The sequence below is a fragment of the Methylosinus sp. Sm6 genome (genome assembly GCF_019802345.1).
In the GTDB taxonomy this organism is placed as follows: Bacteria; Pseudomonadota; Alphaproteobacteria; order Rhizobiales; family Beijerinckiaceae; genus Methylosinus.
On sequence record NZ_JAINDZ010000019.1, the window covers coordinates 68,451 to 88,651 of the forward strand.

At 70.1% G+C, this 20,201-nt stretch carries 11 protein-coding genes and 1 tRNA gene; 7 read left to right on the forward strand and 5 right to left on the reverse strand.

Features of this window, described 5'->3' with window-relative positions; translation table 11 throughout:
• Nucleotides 1-26: 26 nt before the first annotated feature.
• Complete coding sequence (locus K3F48_RS13995) at nt 27-1,190, reverse strand: hypothetical protein (RefSeq protein WP_222576053.1); 1,164 nt, start codon at nt 1,188-1,190, stop codon at nt 27-29.
• A 107-nt stretch (nt 1,191-1,297) separates the two neighbouring features.
• Here K3F48_RS13995 and K3F48_RS14000 point away from each other — a divergent pair, with 107 nt between their 5' ends.
• Nucleotides 1,298-2,779, forward strand: coding sequence for a PLP-dependent aminotransferase family protein (locus tag K3F48_RS14000; protein ID WP_222576054.1), 1,482 nt, complete (start codon nt 1,298-1,300; stop codon nt 2,777-2,779).
• 21 nt (nt 2,780-2,800) lie between these two features.
• On the opposite strand, the gene K3F48_RS14005 is transcribed toward K3F48_RS14000, so the two are convergent.
• Nucleotides 2,801-4,006, reverse strand: a complete 1,206-nt coding sequence (locus K3F48_RS14005; protein ID WP_222576055.1) for a DUF2336 domain-containing protein — start codon at nt 4,004-4,006, stop codon at nt 2,801-2,803.
• A 116-nt stretch (nt 4,007-4,122) separates the two neighbouring features.
• On the opposite strand from K3F48_RS14005, the gene K3F48_RS14010 reads away from it, so the two are divergent.
• The 3 genes from K3F48_RS14010 to K3F48_RS14020 all read left to right on the forward strand — a co-directional run bounded on the left by K3F48_RS14010 (nt 4,123) and on the right by K3F48_RS14020 (nt 8,481).
• Nucleotides 4,123-4,857, forward strand: coding sequence for an aldolase/citrate lyase family protein (locus tag K3F48_RS14010; protein WP_222576056.1), 735 nt, complete (start codon nt 4,123-4,125; stop codon nt 4,855-4,857).
• Nucleotides 4,858-4,997: 140 nt separating this feature from the next.
• The gene (locus K3F48_RS14015) at nt 4,998-7,460 is read left to right on the forward strand and encodes a hypothetical protein (RefSeq protein ID WP_222576057.1); all 2,463 of its coding nucleotides are present in this window, start codon (nt 4,998-5,000) and stop codon (nt 7,458-7,460) included.
• A gap of 76 nt (nt 7,461-7,536) precedes the next feature.
• A complete protein-coding gene (locus tag K3F48_RS14020; RefSeq protein ID WP_222576058.1) occupies nt 7,537-8,481 on the forward strand; it encodes a hypothetical protein in 945 nt (314 codons plus the stop codon).
• An 81-nt stretch (nt 8,482-8,562) separates the two neighbouring features.
• Here the strand turns inward: K3F48_RS14020 and K3F48_RS14025 are convergent, their stop codons facing one another.
• Together K3F48_RS14025 and K3F48_RS14030 are read right to left on the reverse strand one after the other, a co-directional pair.
• Nucleotides 8,563-9,894, reverse strand: a complete 1,332-nt coding sequence (locus K3F48_RS14025) for an outer membrane beta-barrel protein (RefSeq protein WP_222576059.1) — start codon at nt 9,892-9,894, stop codon at nt 8,563-8,565.
• Between the two features lie 239 nt (nt 9,895-10,133).
• Complete coding sequence (locus tag K3F48_RS14030; RefSeq protein ID WP_255609014.1) at nt 10,134-17,807, reverse strand: apolipoprotein acyltransferase; 7,674 nt, start codon at nt 17,805-17,807, stop codon at nt 10,134-10,136.
• Between the two features lie 382 nt (nt 17,808-18,189).
• On the opposite strand from K3F48_RS14030, the gene K3F48_RS14035 reads away from it, so the two are divergent.
• The 3 genes from K3F48_RS14035 (at nt 18,190) to K3F48_RS14045 (ending at nt 19,123) form a co-directional block, all read left to right on the forward strand.
• A complete protein-coding gene (locus K3F48_RS14035; protein WP_370631422.1) occupies nt 18,190-18,558 on the forward strand; it encodes an Hpt domain-containing protein in 369 nt (122 codons plus the stop codon).
• Nucleotides 18,559-18,666: 108 nt separating this feature from the next.
• Nucleotides 18,667-18,741, forward strand: a tRNA-Thr gene (locus K3F48_RS14040).
• Nucleotides 18,742-18,835: 94 nt separating this feature from the next.
• Complete coding sequence (locus K3F48_RS14045; RefSeq protein ID WP_222576062.1) at nt 18,836-19,123, forward strand: hypothetical protein; 288 nt, start codon at nt 18,836-18,838, stop codon at nt 19,121-19,123.
• Nucleotides 19,124-19,126: 3 nt separating this feature from the next.
• Here the strand turns inward: K3F48_RS14045 and K3F48_RS14050 are convergent, their stop codons facing one another.
• Nucleotides 19,127-20,104: a bifunctional riboflavin kinase/FAD synthetase gene (locus K3F48_RS14050; protein ID WP_222576063.1), complete on the reverse strand. Its 978-nt coding sequence runs from the start codon at nt 20,102-20,104 to the stop codon at nt 19,127-19,129.
• Between the last annotated feature and the right edge of the window lie 97 nt (nt 20,105-20,201).

The window sequence follows — 20,201 nt, forward strand, 5'->3', positions numbered from 1 at the left end:
GGCTCTCTGATGGCTTTCCACGACTATTAGCCAAAAGGAGCGAGGGGAGCAAAGGGGCGATCTCGCGGGACGGCTCGGGGCGTCGATCCGGTCCCCGAGGAGGGCGCCAGAAAAGCAGGCTTCGAAACGCCGCTTCCTTGCTCCTGCTCGAAGCGAAGCCTGAGGCCGCACAGGCCGAGGACAATGCCGATCGCGAGCAGCCCCGCCAGCGCCGCGCCCCATACCGCGACGCCATCGGCCAGGCCCTTGCGAAGGCCATGCGACTGCAACACGACGCGCAATCCGGCGAAAGGATGGGCGAGGGCGAAAAAGACGGCGAGCGTGTAATCGGGAACGAGGCGGATGTTCCAGGCGTCCTCGATCAGCCCATGCGGGGCGCCGGACGCAAAGCTCCAATCCGAATCGATGCCGAGATGAATGCGCGCGAGGAGAATGACGCCATTGAAGTGATTGGTGACGAAGACGAGCAGAAAAGCTCCTGATGCGAGCTGGAAGGCGCGGAATCCGTCGGCTCTGCGCGCGCTGTGAATCCAGGCCAGCCAGCCGCCGGAGCCGACCATGAACAGAAAGCCCGCGACGAGAATCGGCTCGACGACCGGCGCGCGATAAATGTGGCGCAAGGTCTTCATCAGCGATCGATGCGCATCGGGGCCGACGAGGCCGGCGAGATGATTGCTCAGATGGGCGGCGACAAAGACGAGAAGCATAGAAGCCACGGCGCCATGGGCGGCGCGCAGCCAGGCCGGGGCGGAGCGGGGAACAGATTGCGGCGGCGCTTCGCGCCCGCCCGCCGCGATGATCGCGATCATCGCGGCCCAGAAGGCGGCGAGCGCCGCGACATCGGGAACCGGATTGCCCAGCATGTAGATGTCGTCGCCGACGGCGGTGAAGATGGGCGGCGCCGCCACCGCCAGCAGGGCGATGCGCCGCGCGCGCAGCTCCGCGTCGCTCGGGCTCTCGATCCTCAGCAGGCGCGTCGCGCAGACCAGCGCGATGGCGGGCGCCGCGAAGGCTGCGGCGAGGGAGAGCGCCGCCGCCGCCAGAGCGAGCCCGCCCCCGGCGGCTCGCGCGGCTTCGATCGCGCTGTGAAAGGCGATCAGAGGCAGCGGATAGGTCATCGCCGCCAGCGGCGCGATGAACCACAGAGGCTGGAGACCGGCGCGGAGGCCGACGACCGACGACGACGACATTGCTTCTTCTCCTCGAGAAGGCTGGCGAGGCCGCCAAGGTCGTGGAGAAAATGGTTCGCAGGAAGATCCAAATTGATTAGAATGACCGAGCCAATTTGGAGAAGGATATGCGTCGCGCTCGGGAGGTGGAGCTCGCGCTCGGCCCGAGGCCGGACGGCGTGTCGCTGCAGCATTGGCTGTATTCCGAGATCCGCGCCGCCATTTTGAGCCGGCGCCTCCAGGGCGGCGCGCGCCTTCCGGCCAGCCGCGATCTCGCCCGCCGGGCCGGCGTGTCCCGCGGAACCGTCCTGGCGGCTCTCGAGCAATTGGCGGCCGAGGGCTATCTCGTCGCCGTCGTCGGCCGCGGCGCCAGCGTCGCGGCCGATCTGCCAGATCAAGCGCCCGAGCCGCCGCCGAGCTCCCGGCCGGCCGCAGCGTCAACGGGCGCGAGGCTGGCGGCCCGTGGCCTTGCGCTGATCGAGGAAACCCCTTTTCCCGTCGCGGCGCCCTCCTGGCCGCTGCCGGCTTTCCGTCCCAACCAACCCGATGTGGCCGCCTTCCCGCTCGACCTCTGGCGCCGCTCGGCGGCGAGGCGGTCGCGGCTCACCCGCGTCGATCTGCTGGCCGACGGCGAGGCGCAGGGATATGGGCCGCTGCGGGAGGCGGTCGCCGCGCATCTGCGGCAGTCGAGGGGGATCGCCTGCGAGAAAGGCCAGGTGGCGATCGTGGCGTCGGTGCAGCAGGCGCTCGATCTGCTCGCACGTCTCTGCCTCGATCCCGGCGACGCCGTGTGGATGGAGGATCCCGGCTTTCCCGGCGCGCGGCTCGTGCTGGCGGCCGCGGGCGCGCGCATCGTCGGCGTTCCCGTGGATTCGTGCGGGCTGGATGTGACGGCGGGCCGCCGCCTCGCGCCGAACGCCCGCATGGCCTATGTCACTGCCGGTCGTCAGGCTCCGCTCGGCATGCCATTGGCGCTCGACCGACGGCTGGAGCTGCTGGCCTGGGCCGAGGCGGCGGAGGCGATCGTCGTCGAGGACGACTATGACAGCGAGTTTCGATTCCGGGGACTGCCCTTGGCGGCGCTCAAGAGCCATGACTCCGGCGATCGGGTCGCTTATGTCGGCGCCTTCAGCAAGATGCTGTTTCCGGCGCTGCGGCTCGCCTTCGTGGCGCTGCCCGGCGCGCTGGTCGATCCCTTCGCGAAAGCGCTGTCGCTGACCTGCCGCTACCAGCCGACCGCCGCTCAGGCGACGCTGTTCGACTTCATCGCGGAAGGCCATCTCGGCCGCCATATCCGCCGCATGCGGCTGCTCTACGCCGAGCGGGCCGAGGCTCTGCGGGATGCGGCGAGTCGCCGGCTCGGCGGCGCGCTGGTCATCCCGCCGATCCTCATGGGCCTCGACACGCCGGCCTTTCTCGCGGAGCGCCGCGACGGCGCGGCGATCGTCCGACGCGCCGCGGAACGCGGCGTCGAGGTCCGCGATCTGTCCTATTACGCCGTCGATCGTCCCGCGCCGGCGGGCGTGCAGCTCGGCTTCGCCGCCCTTGCGCCGGCCGCCATCGACGAGGGGATGGCCAGATTGGCGCAGGCGCTCGAGGAGGTTCGGTGAGAATGGGGCGCGGGCGTTCCCTCACGCCGCCTGCAGCACATCCGCCTCCAGCGCCGCCATGTCGATCGCCGGCGCGTGATCGCGCTCCAGCGCCGCGGCGGCGTCGCGCGCGTCCTCGCGCAGGGCCTCGGCCTCGAAGCGGCGCAGCAGCGCCAGCAGGCGGTCGAGCTCGCCGCCGTTCAGCTCCTCGCAGGCGGTGAGCGCGCGCTGCACCATCAGCAGCGACAGGCGCGCCCCGCCGCCGCCAGCGCCGCGATAGCCGAACGCCTGTTGCGCGTCGAGCGCCGCGCGGAAAGCCGGCAGCAGATTGGCCGGCATCTTTGCCCGCGCATAGAGCGCGGCGAAGCCTTGCCCGCGAAAATCGCGCACCAGCCCCGCCACTCGCTGCGCATCGACGCCCGACAATTCCCCGAGCGCCGCCTCCAGCAGCGCGCTATTGCCCGAGAACAGCGCGCGCAGCGCCAGGCTCGGCGTCAACCGCCCGCGCCGGCGCAGATGCGCGACCAGCGCGCGCACGCCATTGCGGCCGCTCGTCTCGTCCGCCTCGGCGACGATGACGACATTGGCCTTCTCGCGCGCCTCGCCGACGACGCGCTCGGTCCGCTCGCGCGACAGCCAGTCGCGGTCGATGACGAAGGAGGCGAGGCTCGCCGCCGTCGCGTCGACGAGATCGCTGCGCACCGCCGCGGGCAGGAAGGGCCGCGACAACAGCGCCTCGCGCAATTGCGCGTCGTCGCCGAAGCGCTCGATCATGCGGCGCATGGAGAAGGCCGGCAGCTCGGCGCCGGGATTGACCGCGAGAGCGATCGAGGCTTCGCAGGCGCCGACCTCGGCGAGCGCCGCGGAAAGGCCGCTCGGCACATGGGCGCGCAAGGCGATCGCCGTCTGCGCGAAAGCATCGCCGATCGCCGCGCAGTCGATCAGCTCGACCTCTGTCAGCAGCGGCGAGCGCGACAGCACCAGCGCGGCTATGTCGGACTGGTCGCTGGCCAGGGCCGCGACGATCGCATGCGGCGCGTCGGGCGAATTGGCGAAAATTTCGGCGAGCCTGCGCCGCACCAGCGGGGAAGGGTCGTCCAGCAGCGAGGCGAGCGCCGTCTCCGTCTCGCGCCGCATGGCGGGCCCGAGATCGGCATGGAGATAGGCCCTCGCCAGGGCGTCGGCCCCTTCGATGCGGCGCGCGGTCGGCGCGGTCCGCGCCCAGTGCAGAAAATCCCTGGCGATCATCTTACGCTTCGACGCCCTATGTTCTGGATCGGATCGGCGCTCACGGGCGTCCACAATCTCCGTTTATGGTAAATGCCCGCTTAAGATCACGGTCGGGCGCGAAAATGGCGGCTTTCATGCGATCCTGGCTGCTCGTTCGGCCGCGATACGACGACTTCGAGCGGGCTCTCGCGGCGAAAGCCGACGCGCTCGTCCTCGATCTCGGCGATCCGCTGGACGCCCGCGCGCGCGAAGCGGCGCGCGCGGGCGCATTTTCCTGCCTCGCGCGCGCTCAGGGCGGGCCAGGGCCCGCCCTATGGGTGAAGGTCGCGCCCCTCGACAGCGCGGCGATCGACGGCGACCTCGCGGCGATCGTCGCCGCCGGCGCGCAGGGCGTCGTTCTGCCCCGCGCCTGCGGCGGCGCGAGCCTGCAGCATCTCTCCGCCAAGCTCGCGGTCGCCGAGGCCGAGGCGGGCCGGGACGACGGGAGCATCCGGATCATGGCGCTCGCCACGCAAACGCCGGCGGCGATCTTCGCCCTCGGCGATTATGCCGGTGTGTCGCGGCGGCTGGAGGCCCTCGCCTTCGATACGGAACCGCTGCGCCTCGCGCTCGGAGCAGCCTGCGACGAGAACGCGCTGCGGGACGCCTCGACCCCCTTTGCTTTTGCGCGGACATGTCTCCGGCTGGGCGCGGCGGCGGCCGGCGTCGCGGCGATCGACCGACCCTTTCCGGCGACGGGGGTCCCGGCGAGCCTTTCCGCGGAATGTCGCGCCGCCCGGCGCGACGGGTTTTCCGGCAAATTCGCCGTTTCCTCCCTGCAAGTTCAGGAAATAAATGCCGCTTTCGACTGGGCCGAGCCCCAGCTATAGTCGCAGCGCCCAAGCGTTCATCACGAGTTCATGCGCGCGGCTTCATTTTGGGCTTCCCGCGTAAAACGACAGCAACAGGCCGACGGCGCGAGATCCGCTCGCGCCGGCCGCCGCACGCGTAACGGGGTGAGACAGCCTGGATGACGATCAGCGACCGCCCGCTCGATATATCCGCGGCCCGGGCAGCGCGGGGCCTGCTCGACGAGACGCGCCGGGCCCTGGCCGGGCCTTTGGAGACGACGCCGCATCGCTGGACGCCGCGCGACGCCTCCCTCGCCTTCGCGGCGCTCGCCGGATTCATGGCGCTCGCCGCCGTCTGCTGGGCGGCGAGCGGCGCGGTCGTGCCCTGGGATTCGAAGAATCACTTCTATCCGATGTTCCGCTTTCTGGGCCAGGCGCTGCAGAGAGGCGAGCTGCCGCTCTGGAACCCCTATCATTTCGCCGGGCATCCCGCCGTCGCCGATCCCCAATCGCTCATCTTCACCCCGACCTTCTTCCTGCTGGCGCTGCTGTTCCCCTCGGCCTCGATGCAGAGCTTCGACCTGTTCGTGTTCCTGCATCTGCTGATGGGCGGCGCCGGCGTGCTGGCGCTGTGCCGGCGGTTCGGCTTCGCGCCGGTCGCGGCGGTCCTGGCCGGCGCGATCTTCATGTTCGGCGGCGTCGCCGCCTCCCGGCTTCAGCATACGGGGATGATCATCTCCTACAGCTTCTTCCCGCTCGCCCTGTGGCTGCTGGAGGTCATGCTGGAGCGCCCGCTGGTGCGGAACGGCGTGCTGTTCGGCGTTTTCGCGAGCCTCATGGCCCTCGGACGCGATCAGGTCGCCTATCTCTTCTGCGTCACGCTGATCGCGCGCGTCCTCCATGCCGCAGCGGCCTCGCGCCGGCCCCTCGCTTTTCTCGCCGAGCGCTGGCCGGCGCTGCTGGCGGCGGGAGCGACGGGCGGGACCATCCTCGCGGTTCCCGTGCTGCTCACCCTGCAATTTCTGGCGAGCTCCAACCGGCCGGCGATCGCTTTCGGCGTCGCCGCCGCCGGCTCGCTCGCGCCCGTCAATTTCGCCACCATGCTCGCGCCCGATATTTTCGGCTCGCTCGGCAAGGGCTACGCCTATTGGGGTCCGGGCTACGACACGATGGCGGCGCCCGACTGGACGGACCGCGCCATCGACTATCTCTTCATCGGCACGGCGCCCGTGGCGCTGGGGCTGTGGCACGGGCTCGCCGGCGGCCGCATCTTCGCGCGCGAGGCGCGCTTCATCCATTACATGCTGGCCGGGGCGCTCATTTACACATTGGGCCGGTGGACGCCGCTGTTCGAGCCGATCTACGATTTCTTCCCCGGGGTCTCGCTGTATCGGCGGCCCGCCGACGCGGCTTTCGTGCTCAACGCCGGCTTCGCGCTCTCCAGCGGCTATCTGCTGCATCGCTACATCGCGCACGGATCGCCGCGGCCGTTCCAGAAAGCGCCGCGCGGGCTCGCCCTTGCGCTTCAAGCTTGCGCCTTCGGCGTCGCGCTGGCGCTGCTCCTCGGCGCGCTGGCCTTTTCCGCGGAGACGAAGCATGGGCGCGAGGCGCTCGTCGCCATCGCCTTTGCGATCGCCGCCGCCGGCGGCGCCGCGCTCGTCCTCGTCTTCGGCGAGCGGCTGGACCGGCGCGCCCTCGCGGCGGCGCTGCTCGTCGCCGCGACCTGCGGCGAGCTGTTGTGGCGCAACGCCGCCGATCCGCTGAACGCCGAGCCGGCGACGCGCTATTCGATCCTCGGCGAGCCCTCGCCCGCCGAGCGCCAGGCGGTCGCCGCCCTCGCGCATGAAATGTCCGAGCGCGCCGCCAAGGGCGAACGTCCGCGCGTCGAAATTCTGGGACTGCCCGGCGGCTGGCAGAACGCCTCGATGATGCTCGGGCTCGAGGACACGATCGGCTATAATCCGCTGCGCATCTCAGATTACGAGCGCGCCATCGGCCCCGGCGACAACGCCGTCGATCCCGATCTGCGACACTACCCCGCGACCTTCCGCGGCTATCGCTGCATGCTCGCGCGGCTGCTCGGGCTCGATTATCTCGTCCTCGGTCGTCCGCTGGCGCGCATGCCGCGGCATATGCCGCGGCCGACGGCGACGCCGATTTTCGTCTCCGACCAGATCTACGTCTACAGGCTCGGCCGCCCCGCCGCGCCGCGCGCCTATTTCGCCTCTCACATCGTCGCCGTCGATTCGGACGAGGCGATCGCCGACGACGAGATCCCCGAGTTCGACAGCTCCCGCGAGGCGCTGGTCGATCGCGCCGACACGCCCCGGCTGAACGCTGCGCTCTCGGCGCCCGGCGCGGCGGCGCGATCCGAGGTCGCGATCGTCTCCTATGGCGGGGAACGGATCGTCATCGACGTCGAGGCCGATCGCGACGGCTTGCTCGTTCTGCACGATCTCTATTATCCAGGCTGGGAGGCGCGGGTCGACGGCGCGCCGACCCCGATCGTGAAGGCGAATATCCTCTTTCGCGGCGTGGCGACGCCGCAGGGGCGCCATCGCGTCGAATTCCTATTTCGGCCGTTTTCGCCCACCAATCTCGCCTCGGCCGCCGCCTCGCTGGTCGAGGAGGAGGCGAATTAGAACGCTTTCCATTCGGAACGAAAACGGCTGGAGTGGTCCTCATCTCTCGATTTCGATGCAGCGAGTCCCACGGCGCATGAAAACCTGTCTGCTCGTCGGCTTGGCGATGGCGCTCGCCGGGGCCGGCGGAGCGCTGGCGGAGACGCCGGCGCAAAAGGGCGGCGCCGCTCATCCGGCTCGATCGGCTCCCGCGGCGGACGAAGCGCGCGAGCCCCCGGCGACCTTGCGGCTCAGCGCCGTGCTGACCGCGGGCGACAGAGCGCCCGTGCGCAGCGGACTGGTCTGGCGGATATTCGAGGAGGCTCCGGGCGGCGACGGCGCGCGCAAGCTGGTCGCCGAAACCAGGGAAGCCGCGCCCACGCAGCCGCTGCCGGACGGCGTCTATATCGTTCACGCCGCTTTCGGCCTCGCCGGGGCGACGCGGCGCGTCGTGATCGAGGGCGCCAATGTCAGCGAGCGGCTGGTGCTGAACGCCGGCGGACTGAAGCTGATCGACACGCTCGGCGAGACGCCGATTCCGGCGCAGCGACTGTCGATCTCGATCTTCGTGCCGGAGCGCGGGAACTCGGAAGCGAAGCTGGTGCTCGCCAATGCGCGCGCGGGCGAGGTGCTGTGCCTTCCGGAAGGCGCCTATCACATCGTCTCCACCCTGCTCGACACCTCGCAAGGGTCGCAGGGCGACAACAACGCCACCATTTCCGTCGTGAACGCCGATCTGCGCGTCACGGCGGGCAGGCTGATCGAGGCGACCTTGCGCCATCGCGCGGCGACCATGACGCTGAAGCTCGTCAATCAGCCGGGCGGCGAGGCGCTGGCCAACACGTCGTTTTCGGTGCTGACGCCAGGCGGCGACGTCATTCGCGAATTGATCGGCGCGTTTCCGTCGCTGGTGCTGGCGGAGGGCGAGTATGTCGCCATCGCCCGCCGCGAGGGCAAGACCTATCAGACGACCTTCAAGGTGCAGACGACGCAGGATCGCGACGTCGAGATCCTGACCCAGGCGGAATCGGAACTGCGCTAAAATCCCTTCAAACGCAAAATGCGCGGACGACTCCTCGAAGTCGTCCGCGGCCGTTCTCGTGCAGCCGTCTCGGCCCGCGGGTCAGCGCAGGGTGAACGGAATGATCGCGTCGAAGCCGAAGGTCACCTGCGTGCCGCGGGTGCCATTGACGAAAGGCGTCGTGTTGTTGAGCGACGTGTCGTAGCGGATCTCCGGCCGCAGGATCAGGCCGGTGATGATCGGGTTCTTCGGCACCTCGGGGGTGATGGTGACGCCGAGCGTCGCCTCGAGATAGGTGGTCGGCGGCGCGGTGATCAGGCTCGGCGTGGGGAAGCCGTGCTGGAGATTGGCGAAATCGACCGAACTCGGGTAGCCGGCGACGAAGAAGCCGTTGTTGTCGCGCCAGATTTCGAGGCGGCCGCCGATCTTGAAGATGTCGTTGATCTTATAGGTCGCATATTGCGCGACGCCATAGCCCTCGACGCCGCGGCCGCGGCCCGTGAACGGATCGACATTGCCGCCATCGTCACGGATATAGTTCAGATCCGTGATGAAGGTGAGATCCTCGGTCGCCTTCCAGGTGACGACCATGTCGTTGAGATAGCGCAGCGTGCTGTTCGGATCACAGCCGCAGACGACTGGCGTGTTCGGCCAGCCGACTCCCCACGGGTCGAGCTGCTTGGGATTCTCCGGGCCGATGTGTGTCGTAGCGAGGACAGTCAGCTCGCCGTCGAACAGGTTGAGCCCGACGCCGCCATGGAAGGAGGCGGAGTTGTTGTTGTCGCCCGGCCAGCCGATGCTGGTGTTCACGCCCGTCGTCACGCCCGCATAGATGTCGAGCCAGGGCAGCGCATGGCTGATCGTCATGACGCCGGTGTGCTTCAGCGGAATGCCGAAGTTGAAGATGTAGGAGTGTGAATAGAAGACGTTGTCCGGCGCGGTGATGAGCTCGGCGCCCTCGAGCGTCACGAACTGGCCGACCTTCACGTCGACGCCGCCCTCGAACAGGACCGGGAAATGCGCGATGGCGAATGCTTCGACGATGTCGAGCTGCGTGCGGTCGCGGATCACATAATCGAGCTCGCCGAGGAAATGCGTGTAGCGGGCGTCGGAGCCCACCATTCCCTGCACCTTGAAGCCGTAGTCGAAGCCGGTCGCCTTCGGGTCCAGCGGACGCTGAATGGTCAGAACGCCCTGATTGAACAGCGGGCCGGTGCGGTCCGTGAACAGGTGGCCGAAGTTGAAGTCGTTGATGTGGTTGCTGAAGTTGGGCGTGATGCCGCCGCTCAGCCAGCCGGTGACAGTGAGCGTGTCGGTCCAGACGGGCGGAGGCGGCGGGGGCAGCGCGGCCTTCTTCGTCGCGAGGTCGGCGGCGAATGCGGCATTGGCGAAGAGCGCGGCGGCCGCGACTCCCGTCAAAAGCGTCAATTTCATGATTCGGCTCCCGAGGTGGAATCTTTCTTCACAGGAACTGTGTCAGACGCGACTGGATCAGTTCAAGCCGAACAGGGGAGCAAATGCCTATCGAATATGCATAAAGGGCATGCCCAAGCGTTTTCTCGCGCGCAGTGGCGAAAATGTCACATTTCTGGCAGCTTTCAGACAAACACGACAATCGGCCACAAAAACGTATGATTGCCGCCAAATTATTCGTTCGCGCGCCGCCGGACCGCTTACTCGAAGCGGCCCGAGGCATGGCCGAGCATGGTGTAGACCTTGCCCGCGTCGGAGATCAGATAGCCGCGGGTCAGCGCGCCATCGCGGTCGCTGCGGCCGGTCTCCATCAGAAGCCGCTCGAACTCCTGGATGTAATGATCGACCGTGGCGCGGAACTCCGCGTCCACGCGGCAGCGTCGGCGGATCTCCTCGAAGGTCTGCTGGCCCTGCGGCGTGTAGAGCCGGCGCCCGAAGGGCGCCTTCTCGCCGCGTTGAAAGCGCTCCCAGAGATCCGTCACCGCCGCCTGATCGACCATTCGCGCGATGTCGAGCGTGAGGCTGTCCAACGCGCCGCTCGGCTTGTTCCGCGCCGGCGCGCCATGGGAGCGCGGCGCCGGGGGCTCGTCGCGCGAGGCGCGCGCCAGCAGATCGGACAGCCAGCCTCCTTCCGCGGGCTCGGCGCGGGGGGGCGGGGCCGGTTGCGGCGGAATGGCGCGCGCGCGGACCGCGTCCTCGCGAGGACGCTGCGGGGCGCCCCAGGAGGATTCGGCCTGCCGCGGCGGCGGGGGCGGCGGCGGAGCGGCCACGACGGCCGGGGCCGCCTCATAGGTCCGGCGCGCAGCGGCGGGCGGCGGCGCGGCGGCCGGCCCGGGCTCGGCGATGTCATAGACGCGGCCCGAGCGCGCCACGATGTCGGTGAGCTCGTTGAGCGCCTTCACCTGCTCGCCCACGACGCGCCGCAGCGCGGCGGCCTGCTCGGCGGTCTCGCGCGGCAGGTCCTGGGCGCCGCGGCGAACCTCGTCCCGCGTCGTTTCCAGCTCGCGCCGAATCTCGAGCGACATCCCGCGCATCTCCGCGGCCGCGGCGTTGAACTTCTCGGTCGCCTCGCCGAAGATCCGCGTCAGCTCCTCGTTCGCCTGATCATAGGCCGCGCGCAGGGCGGCCGAGGTCTGCTCGCTTTCGCGCGCGGCGGTCTCGCGCACGGCGGCGAAACGCTCGTCCACGAGGTCGGCCGTCTCCCGGGTCGATTCGGCGAGAAGCCCGCCCACGGCGCGGGCGCGCTCCTCCACGCGGCGGAAACTGTCGTCGACGAGGCCGGTGAAGGTCGAGATCGCGCCTTCGAAGTCCTCGCGCTTGTCCTCGACGAGGCCGACGAGGCCCTCGAGCGAGCGGCGGCGCGCCTCCAGCGCCTGATCGAGCTGCTGCTGGCTCACGGCGAGCTTGTCGACGCTCTCCGTCAGCGTCTGCCGATGGCTCTCCATTGCGCCGACGATCTCCTGGGCCTCGCCGATCGCCCCGCCCGACAAGTCGCCGAGCTGGGCGATTTGCGTCGACACCTCGCCGATCGCGCCCTGGAAATCGCGCAAGCGGCCGGAGAGCTCCGACTCCAGCCCCTCGAGATTGGCTCCCGCCTGATCGATGATCGTCTGCAGAGAGGCGTTGGTCGCGCCGAGCCGATCGAGCACGTCGGGCAGCTCCTTGCGCAGCTTCTCGTTGACCGAGAGCAGCGCGCGCACCGACCCGTCCGCGCCGGCTTCCAGCGCCGTCCTCAGCTCATTCGTCGACTGCTCGATGGACTGGGTGATCTCGGCGCGCTTCTCGCCGAGATGCTGCACGATGGACGCGCCGCGGGTCTCGATCGCATGGGCGACGAGTTCGCCGACATTGGCGAGCTCGCGCGTGACCTCGCCTCCGCGCTCGCCGAGCGAGGTCTGGATCTGCGCCAGCCTATCGTCCAGCGTCGAGCTGATCTCGCCGACGCGCTGCGTCAGCGCCTCGCCCAGATCGCCGGTGCGCGCATGCAGCGTCGTATCGAGGTCGCGCTTGGCCGCCGTCAGCGTCGCGTTGATTTCCGAGATGCGGGCGCCGATGGTCTCGACCACGAGGCGCGAGCGCTCGCCGATCTCGGTCGAGACGGCGTCGAGCCGACCGACCACATTGTTCTCGAACACGCCGATGCGATTGTCGAGCGTGCCGGCGATCTCCTCGGCCCGCCCGCCCAGCGCGGCGTTGATCTCCTCAGCCTTGGTCGACAGCGTGTCGGCGAGCTGCGTCGAGCGCTCGAGCAATACCGCGTCGATCTCCTTGACCTTCTCGTCGAGCGAGCGGATCACCTCGCGGCCGCCGTCGCCCATCGAGCGGGCGACTTCGACGGCATGGCGCGAAAGCGTGTCCTGGAAGCTCTTGCTGGCCGAGGAGAGGCCCGCATCGATGCGCTCCACCAGCCCATCCATGCGGTCGACCGCCTCGCGCGTCCGCTCGTTGGACACGGCTTCGAAGGTTTCGATCTTCGACGCCATGGCGCCGGCGATCTCCTCCGCCCGAACGCCCAGCTGCTCGACGAGCGTGGCTCCGTCCTTCACGATCGTCCTGTCGACGACGACGAGCTGCCGCTTGACCGACTCCGACAGGCTCTTCGACTGCTCGGAGAGACGCCCGGCCAGCGCGTCCGATTGTTCGGAGAGGCGAGCGACCAGCTCGCCGCCGCCTTCGCCGATGGCGCGCTCCACAGATGCGAAACGCTGCTCGACGTTCTCGGACAGCCGCTGCGTCTGCTCGGCGAGACGCAAGGCCAGAACTTCGGACTGTTCGGAAAGGCGCGACACGAGCTCGCCGCCGCCCTCGCCGATGGCGCGCTCCACCGCGGCGAGCCGCTGATCCATGTCCTCGGAGAGACGCTGCGTCTGCTCGCCGATCTGCGCGGACAGCGCTTCCGACTGTTCGGAGAGACGCGCGACCAGCGCGCCGCCGCCTTCGACGAGCGCGCGGTCCACCTCGACCAGCTGCCGCTCCATGTCCTCGGACAGCCGCTGCGACTGCTCGCCCAGCCGCGCGGAAAGCGCTTCGGACTGTTCGGAGAAGCGCGCGACGAGGTCGCCGCCGCCCTCGCCGATCGCGCGGTCGACTTCGGCCAGCTGCCGTTCCATATCCTCGGAGAGGCGCTGCGATTGCTCGCCGATCCGTGCGGAGAGCGCGTCCGAGCGCTCGGCGAGGCGCGTGACCAGCGCGCCGCCGCCCTCGACGATGGTGCGATCCACCGCGACGAGCCGCTGGCCGAGCTGCTCCGTCAGCCGCTGCGACTGCTCGCCGATGCGGACGGAGAGCTGCGCGCTCTCCTCCTGCAGCGTCGCCTCGAAGGCGGCGATCTGCTCGCAGACGCCGCGCGCGATCTGGTCGCCGCCGGCGGCGAGCGCCGCAGCGACCTCCTCGCCATGGCCGAGCACCGTCGTCTCGAAGGCGGCGATGCGCTCGGCCAGCGCTTCGTCGACGCGCTCGCCCTGCGTCGAAATCGCGAGCACCGCCTCGCCGGCCGTGATTGCGAAGCGCTCCTGCAGCGTGGCGGACTGCTCGGCGAGGGCGCCCGCCAGATCGGCGACGCCCTGCTCGAGGCCGGCGCGCAGATCGGCGCCGCCCGTCGCGAACACGTCCTCGGCCCGCTTCTGCGCGTCCGCCAGCGACCGCGACGCTTCCGCCGTCGCCTTCTCCAGCGCGTCCAGCCGAACGGTCAGCGCGCCGTCGACCTTCTCCGCCTGCTCCGAGACGGCGGCGGTCACCTCGCCGGCCTGGCGCGACACCTGCTCCTCGAAGGCCGTCAGGCGCTCGGAGAGCACAGCGGCTATCTTCTCCGAATGCTCGGCGACGCGTGTCGCCACCTCGTCGCCATGGCGCACCACTGTCTCCTCGAAGGCGGCGAGGCCCTGCGAGAGATAGGCGCCGATGTCGTCGCCGCGCTCCACCAGCCGCGAGACCGTCTCGTCGCCGCGCGCGACGACGCGCTCCTCGAAGGCCGCGAGCCCCTCGGTCATCACGGCGCCGATACGCTCTCCGCCCTCGGAGAGGCGCTGGGCCGTCTCCTCGCTCTGGCGGGCGATCTGCTCGCCGAGCGCCGCGAACTCGCCGGCGACCGAGACGGTGAGACGCGCGCCATGCTCGGCGAGACGCGCCACGGCGGCCTCGCTCTGCTGGGCGACTCGCCGCTCGAAAGTGGCGACGCCGTCGGATACGGCGGAGCCGACGCGCTCGCCCTCCTCGACGAGCCGCGCCGCGAGATCGTCGCCGCGGCGCAGAACCTGATCCTCGAAAGCCGAGAGCCCGTCCGCCACCGCGCCGCTCACCTTGTCGCCATGCGTGACCAGCCGGCCGACGACGCGCTCGCCATGGTCGATGACCCGCGCCTCGAAGGCGGCGAGGCCTTCGGACACGGCGGAGCCGATGGCGTCGCCCTGCGCGACGAGGCGCTGGGTAGCTTCCTCGCTGCGGTCGAGGACGCGCGCCTCGAAGGCCGCGAGCCCATCGCTGACGAGGGCGCCGATGGCGTCGCCATGCTCGACGAGCCGGGACGCGACCTCGTCGCTGTGGCCGACGACGCGCGCCTCGAAGGCCGCGAGACCTTCGGAGACCACGGCGCCGATCGCCTCCCCCTGAGCCGCGAGCCGCGCCGCGGCCTCGCCACTGCTCTCGGCGACGCGCGCCTCGAATTTGGCGAAGCCTTTCGAGACGACCGAGCCGATCGTCTCGCCATGAGCCGCGAGCTTCTCGGCGATATCCTCGCTGTGGTCGGCGACCCGGCTCTGAAAGGCGGCGAGGCCTTCCGCCACGGCCGCCCCGAGCGCCTCGCCCTGAGCGGCGAGCCGCGCCGACGCCTCTTCGCTGCGCCCGGCCACGCGCTCCTCGAATTTGGCGAACCCCTCCTCGACGACCGACCCGATCGACTCGGACTGGGCGGCGATCCGGCTCGCAATGTCCTCGCTGTGCGCGACGACTCGTTCCTCGAAGGCGGAGAGCCCGTCCGTCACCATCGCGCCGATCGCGTCGCCATGGGCGACGAGCCGGCTCGCCACCTCGTCGCTGTGGCCGAGGACGCGCTCCTCGAACGCCGTGAGCCCGTCCGACAGCGTCGAGCCGATCGCATCGCCATGGGCGGTGAGGCGCGTGGCGACCTGCTCGCTCTGCGAGACGACGCGGCGCTCGAAGGCGGCGAGCCCCTCCGCCACCGACGCCCCGATCGTCTGACCATGCTGGAGCAGCCGCGAGGTCGCCGCCTCGCCCTGGCCGACGACGTGCCGCTCGAAGGCCGACAGCCCCTCGGCGAGCATCGCGCCGATCGCATCGCCGTGAGCGACGAGGCGGCTCGCCGCTTCCTCGCTGTGGCCGGCGACGCGCTCCTCGAAAGCCGCGAGCCCCTCGGACACGGCCGCTCCGACCGTCTCGCCCTGCGCGGCCAGCCGCGCGGCCAGCTGCTCGCCCTGCTCGGCGACACGCCGCTCGAAGCTCTCGAGCCCTTTCGACACCTCCTCGCCGATCGACTCGCCCTGGACGACGAGGCGCGAAACCGCCCGTTCGCCGCGGTCGACGACGTTCTTCTCGAAAGCCGAAAATCCCTCTGACAGGCCGGCGCCGATGGCCTCGCCATGGGCGACGAGACGGTTCGCCACCTCGTCGCTGTGGCCGACGACAAGCTCCTCGAAAGCCGCGAGCCCGTCCGACAGCGTGGAGCCGATTGTCTCCCCCTGCGCGGCGAGGCGCGCCGCCACCGCGTCGCTTCGCTCGACGACATGCTTTTCGAATGAGGCGAGGCTGTCCGTCAAAATCGCGCCGACGGCCTCGCCGCGAGCCGCAAGGCGATTCGCCGCCTCCTCGGTGGGGATGGCGACGCGCTCCTCGAAGGCCGCGACGCTCTCGGAAACCGTGGAGCCGATGCGCTCTCCCTGCTCGATCAAGCGGGCCGCGGCGTCCTCGCCGAGGCGAAGCGCCAGATCCTCGAACTGCTGCACGCCCTGCGCCATGATCGCGGCGAACGCCTCGCCACGAGCGCCGACGCGCTGCTCCGTCTCCTCGCTCTGCGCGGCGACGCGGGCGTCGAACTCCGCGAGGCTGCGCGTCACCGTCTCACCCAGGCGCTCGCTGTGCTCGGCGACGCGCTCGGCCGCGGAGCCGCCATGGCGAGCCACGCTCTCCTCGAATGCGGAGAGCCGCTCGGCGAGCGTTTCATTGATCCGGTCGCCATGTGTGGCGATGGCGGCGACCGCCTCGGCGGCGAGCGTGGCGAAGCGCTCCTGCAGCGCCTCGGTCTGCTCGCCGAGCGCCCCGGCGCCGTCTATGAGATTTTGCTCGAAACGAGCATGCAACGCCTCGCCATGCGCCTCGAACTCGCTCGCCGCGCGCTCGCGCGTCGCCTCGAGCAGCGCGGCGATGCGGTCGCCGGCGGCGCCGAAAGCCGCCTCCGTCGCGGCCGCCTTGGCGGCCATCTCGCCCGCGAGGCTCTCCGTCGCCTCCGCGAGCGCGCGCTCCAGCGCGCCGCCGTGGGTCGCGATCGCATCGTCGACGCGCGCGCCGGTCTCGGCGAGCCGCTCGACCAGGCTGTCGCCGCGCGCGCCGACATTATCGGCGAGCGTCGTTCCGAGCGCGTCGAGCCGCTCGACGATCGAGGCGCTGCGCTGGGCGAGATCGGCGGCGAGCGTCTCGCCGCGCTCCTTGAGCGTGCGGTCGGCCTCCGACACGCCGTCCGAGAAGCGCCGGGTCACCTCCTCGGTCGCTCCGCCGAGCCCGCTGGTGATCGCCTCGCCGGCGGCGGCAAGGCGCTTGACCATGTCCTCGCCGCGACTCTCCAGCGTCGTGTTGAAGCCGTCGCCGACGCGCTCCAGCGCCAGCCGGATCTCCTCCCCCTTGGAGCCGAGCGCGGCGGTCACCCGTCCGCCGGCCTCGCTCACCGTCTCGGCGAGATGACTCGATGTCGACTGGAGCTCTTGCGACAGGGACTCGCGGGCGCCGAGCAGAGCGGTGCGGGCGTTGTCGGCGTTGACGAGGATCGCCTCGCGCTCGCGCGTGAGCTCGTCGATGAGCAGGCGGATGCGGCGCTCATTCTCCGAATAGGAGCGCTCGAGATTGGAGACCTCGGTGCGCACGATGATCTCGAGCTCGCTGGCGCGGGCCAGCGCGCGCTCGATGCCGTCGCCCATCGACGCCGCCTCGCGGCGGATGGCCTGGGACAGCGTCACCACCTGCTCGGTGGCGATGGCCTCCGGCTCGATGAGCCGGATCGCCACTTCGGCCATCGAATTGGCGACTTGCTTCATCTCATGGGCGCGGCGCGCCATGACCCCCGTCACGAAGATGAAGACGATGGGACCGGCGAGCGCGAGCAGGGTGAGCACGGGCTTGGGCGCCAGAAAGGACCCATTCTCCCGATCGATGATCTCGCCCTGGTTGAAATAGACGAACAGCGTCCACAGCAGCGCCCAGGCGACGATCGAGGCGAAGGTGTAGGCGAGAATGGCGCTGTTGGGACGCGCCTGCAGCGCCTGCCGCAGCCGCCCGACGGTCTGCCGGTCGTCATTGGCGGGGGCGGCGGCCGGGGCCACGGCGGCGGTTTTTTGCGGCGAGGGATTGCGAGGGGCCGGAGACGCCGGCGACGGCGATGCGGCCTCGGCCGGGCGCGGCGCTGCGGGCTCGCGCGGCTCCGGCGCGCGACGGGTCGGCAGGCCGAGCCCGACCGTGCGCGGGCGATCCTTGACCGCGGCTTTGCCCGCCTCGGCGACGATTTTCTCGGCCGGCTCGGCCTTTGCGGAGCCCTTTTCCTCGGCGGGGGCGTCGGCGGCTTTGGCGGCCGCCTCGGGCTCGACGCCCAATTTCAACGCCTCCTCGATCGCCGACAGCGCAGCGGTCGCCGCGTCCTGGGTCTTGCCCGACATCGCCATTTCTCTTTTCTCCGAGCGGACTTGATCGTCGCAATTACGCCGCTCACCCTCCATCCCGCGCACATCGAGCGGAAAAGATTAACCAAATATTACAGCCGTCGGCGCGCAAATGAAACCAGCGCCGGCGAAGCGATCCGAATCGTCGTTAACGCGGGCGCGACAGCGGCGGCGGCGGCGCCGTCGGGTCGTCGCCGCGACGAGCGCCGCTGCAGCCGCGGTCGAGCCGATCGAAGACTTTGCACACGAAATTGATTCGACTAAGGATACGCTGCCCCTTTGCGGGCGGCGAGACAGAGGAATGCCGCATGTCGCGCCGGCGCGGCGAATCCACAAAAAAATACGCGCCGAAGCATGCGCGCCGGACGGGGAGACAGGCGTGAACGACAGGAGCCGCGAGGGCGATCCGCCGCCCGCCTCGAGCGTCGATTTTGCGCATCTCGCCGGGGCGACGGCGGGAGACGAGGAGCTCGCGCAGGAGCTGCTGGCCCTGTTCGGCGGACAGGCCCGGAATATCTGCGTGCAGCTGGACGCCGCGCCGGACGACCGCAAGCGGCGCGAGCTCGTCCATACGCTGAAGGGCTCGGCCGCCGCGATCGGTGCTTTCGCCGTGGCGGGCGCGGCGGACGCCTGCGAGGCCGCGCTGGCGAGCGGGGGCGAGGGCGCGCCGCCGCTCGACGCGCTCCGCCGCGCCCTCGCCGAGACCCTGGCGGCGATCGAGCAGCATCTCGCGCAAAGGCGCGCATAGTGCGTCTTGCCTATGCGACGGCCCTGTGGCACAAGGCCGACGAGCCGCGTCGACCCTTTTCGTTTCGCGCGGCCGAATTGCGCCGGCCTCCCCGGCGCGGAAACGGATGCTGCAGTAGCTCAGTGGTAGAGCACTCCCTTGGTAAGGGAGAGGTCGAGAGTTCAATCCTCTCTTGCAGCACCATCCCTCCACTGCGATTTTCGTCATTCGCTGCGAATTCGGCGAACGGCTCGAAGCTCGGGCGGCCTGATCGGGCTCGTGACATCGGAGGCGGCGCATGACGCCGGAAGAATTCGAGGCCTCTCTCGCCGCCGCCACGCCGCCGGCGCTGGAGCCGCCGCTGCTCGCGCTCTGGCGCGACGCCCGCGGCGAGTGGAATCTCGCGCATGAATGCGTCGGCGCCCGCGACGACGCCCTCTCCATGTGGACACACGCCTATCTGCATCGCGAGGAGGGCGATCTCGGCAACGCCCGCTATTGGTATGCGCGCGCGGGCCGCGCGCCGGCGCAGGGGCCGCTCGCCGAGGAATTCGCCGAAATTCTCTGCGCGCTGCTCCGGGCGTGACGCTCAGCGCGGGCGGCGGGCCAGAATCTCGCGCGCCTTTCGCGCGTCGTCGCGCATCTGCGCCGTGAGCGCGTCGAGCGAGGGGAATTTCGCCTCGCCGCGGATGAAGCCGATGAAGGCGACCTCCACCGTCTTGCCGTAGAGATCGCCGTCGAAGTCGAAGACGAAGACCTCGAGCAGCGGCGCGCCCTCCTCCTCCACCGTGGGCCGCCGGCCGAAATTGGCGACGCCGTCGTGCAGCACGCCGTCGGCCTCGAGCGTCACCGCATAAATGCCGTGACGCAGCTGGCTCGACGGGTCGAGCGCGATATTGGCGGTCGGAAAGCCGAGCGTGCGGCCGAGCTTGCGGCCTTCCCGCACCACGCCCTCGACGAAATAGGGATGGCCGAGCAGGCGCGCGGCCAGCTCGACCTCGCCGGCCTGCAGCGCTTCGCGCGTCGCCGTGGAGGAGACCGCCTCGAGGCTGCCCGCCTCGTCCCGAGTGATGCGCGGCACGATCTCGACGGCGAAGCCCAGCCGTTCGCCTTCGGCGCGCAAAAACTCGGGATTGCCGGCGCGCTTGGCCCCGAAACAGAAATCATAGCCCGCCACGGCCGCCGAAACGCCGAGACGGCCGACGAGAATCTCTTCGGTGAACTCGCGCGGCGGTCGCGCGGCGAAGTCTCTGTCGAAGGTCAGAATGATCATGCCGTCGAGGCCGAGGCGCGCCAGCAGCGCCGCCTTGGCGTCGGGCGGAGTCAGGCGGAAGATCACCGAGCGGCCGGCGAAGACATCGGCCGGATGCGGCTCGAAGGTGAGCAGGGCGCAGGGCTTGCCGAGGCGCCGCGCCAGCGCCTGGGCATGGGCGATGACGCCCCTGTGGCCGCGGTGCAGTCCGTCGAAATTGCCGAGCGCCACCACCGCGCCGTCGAGCCCCGCCGGGGGGCTTTCGGGATCGCGAGCGACGATGAAGGGGTGCGCGAGCGGCACGGGAGCGTCCAATCGGGTCGGGCGCCCCAGGGGCGCGGAATCGCAAAATGGCCCGCGCAGTTTGGGTAAAGAGCCGGAGCAAGTCCAGTGACGAGTTCCCACCGGCCCC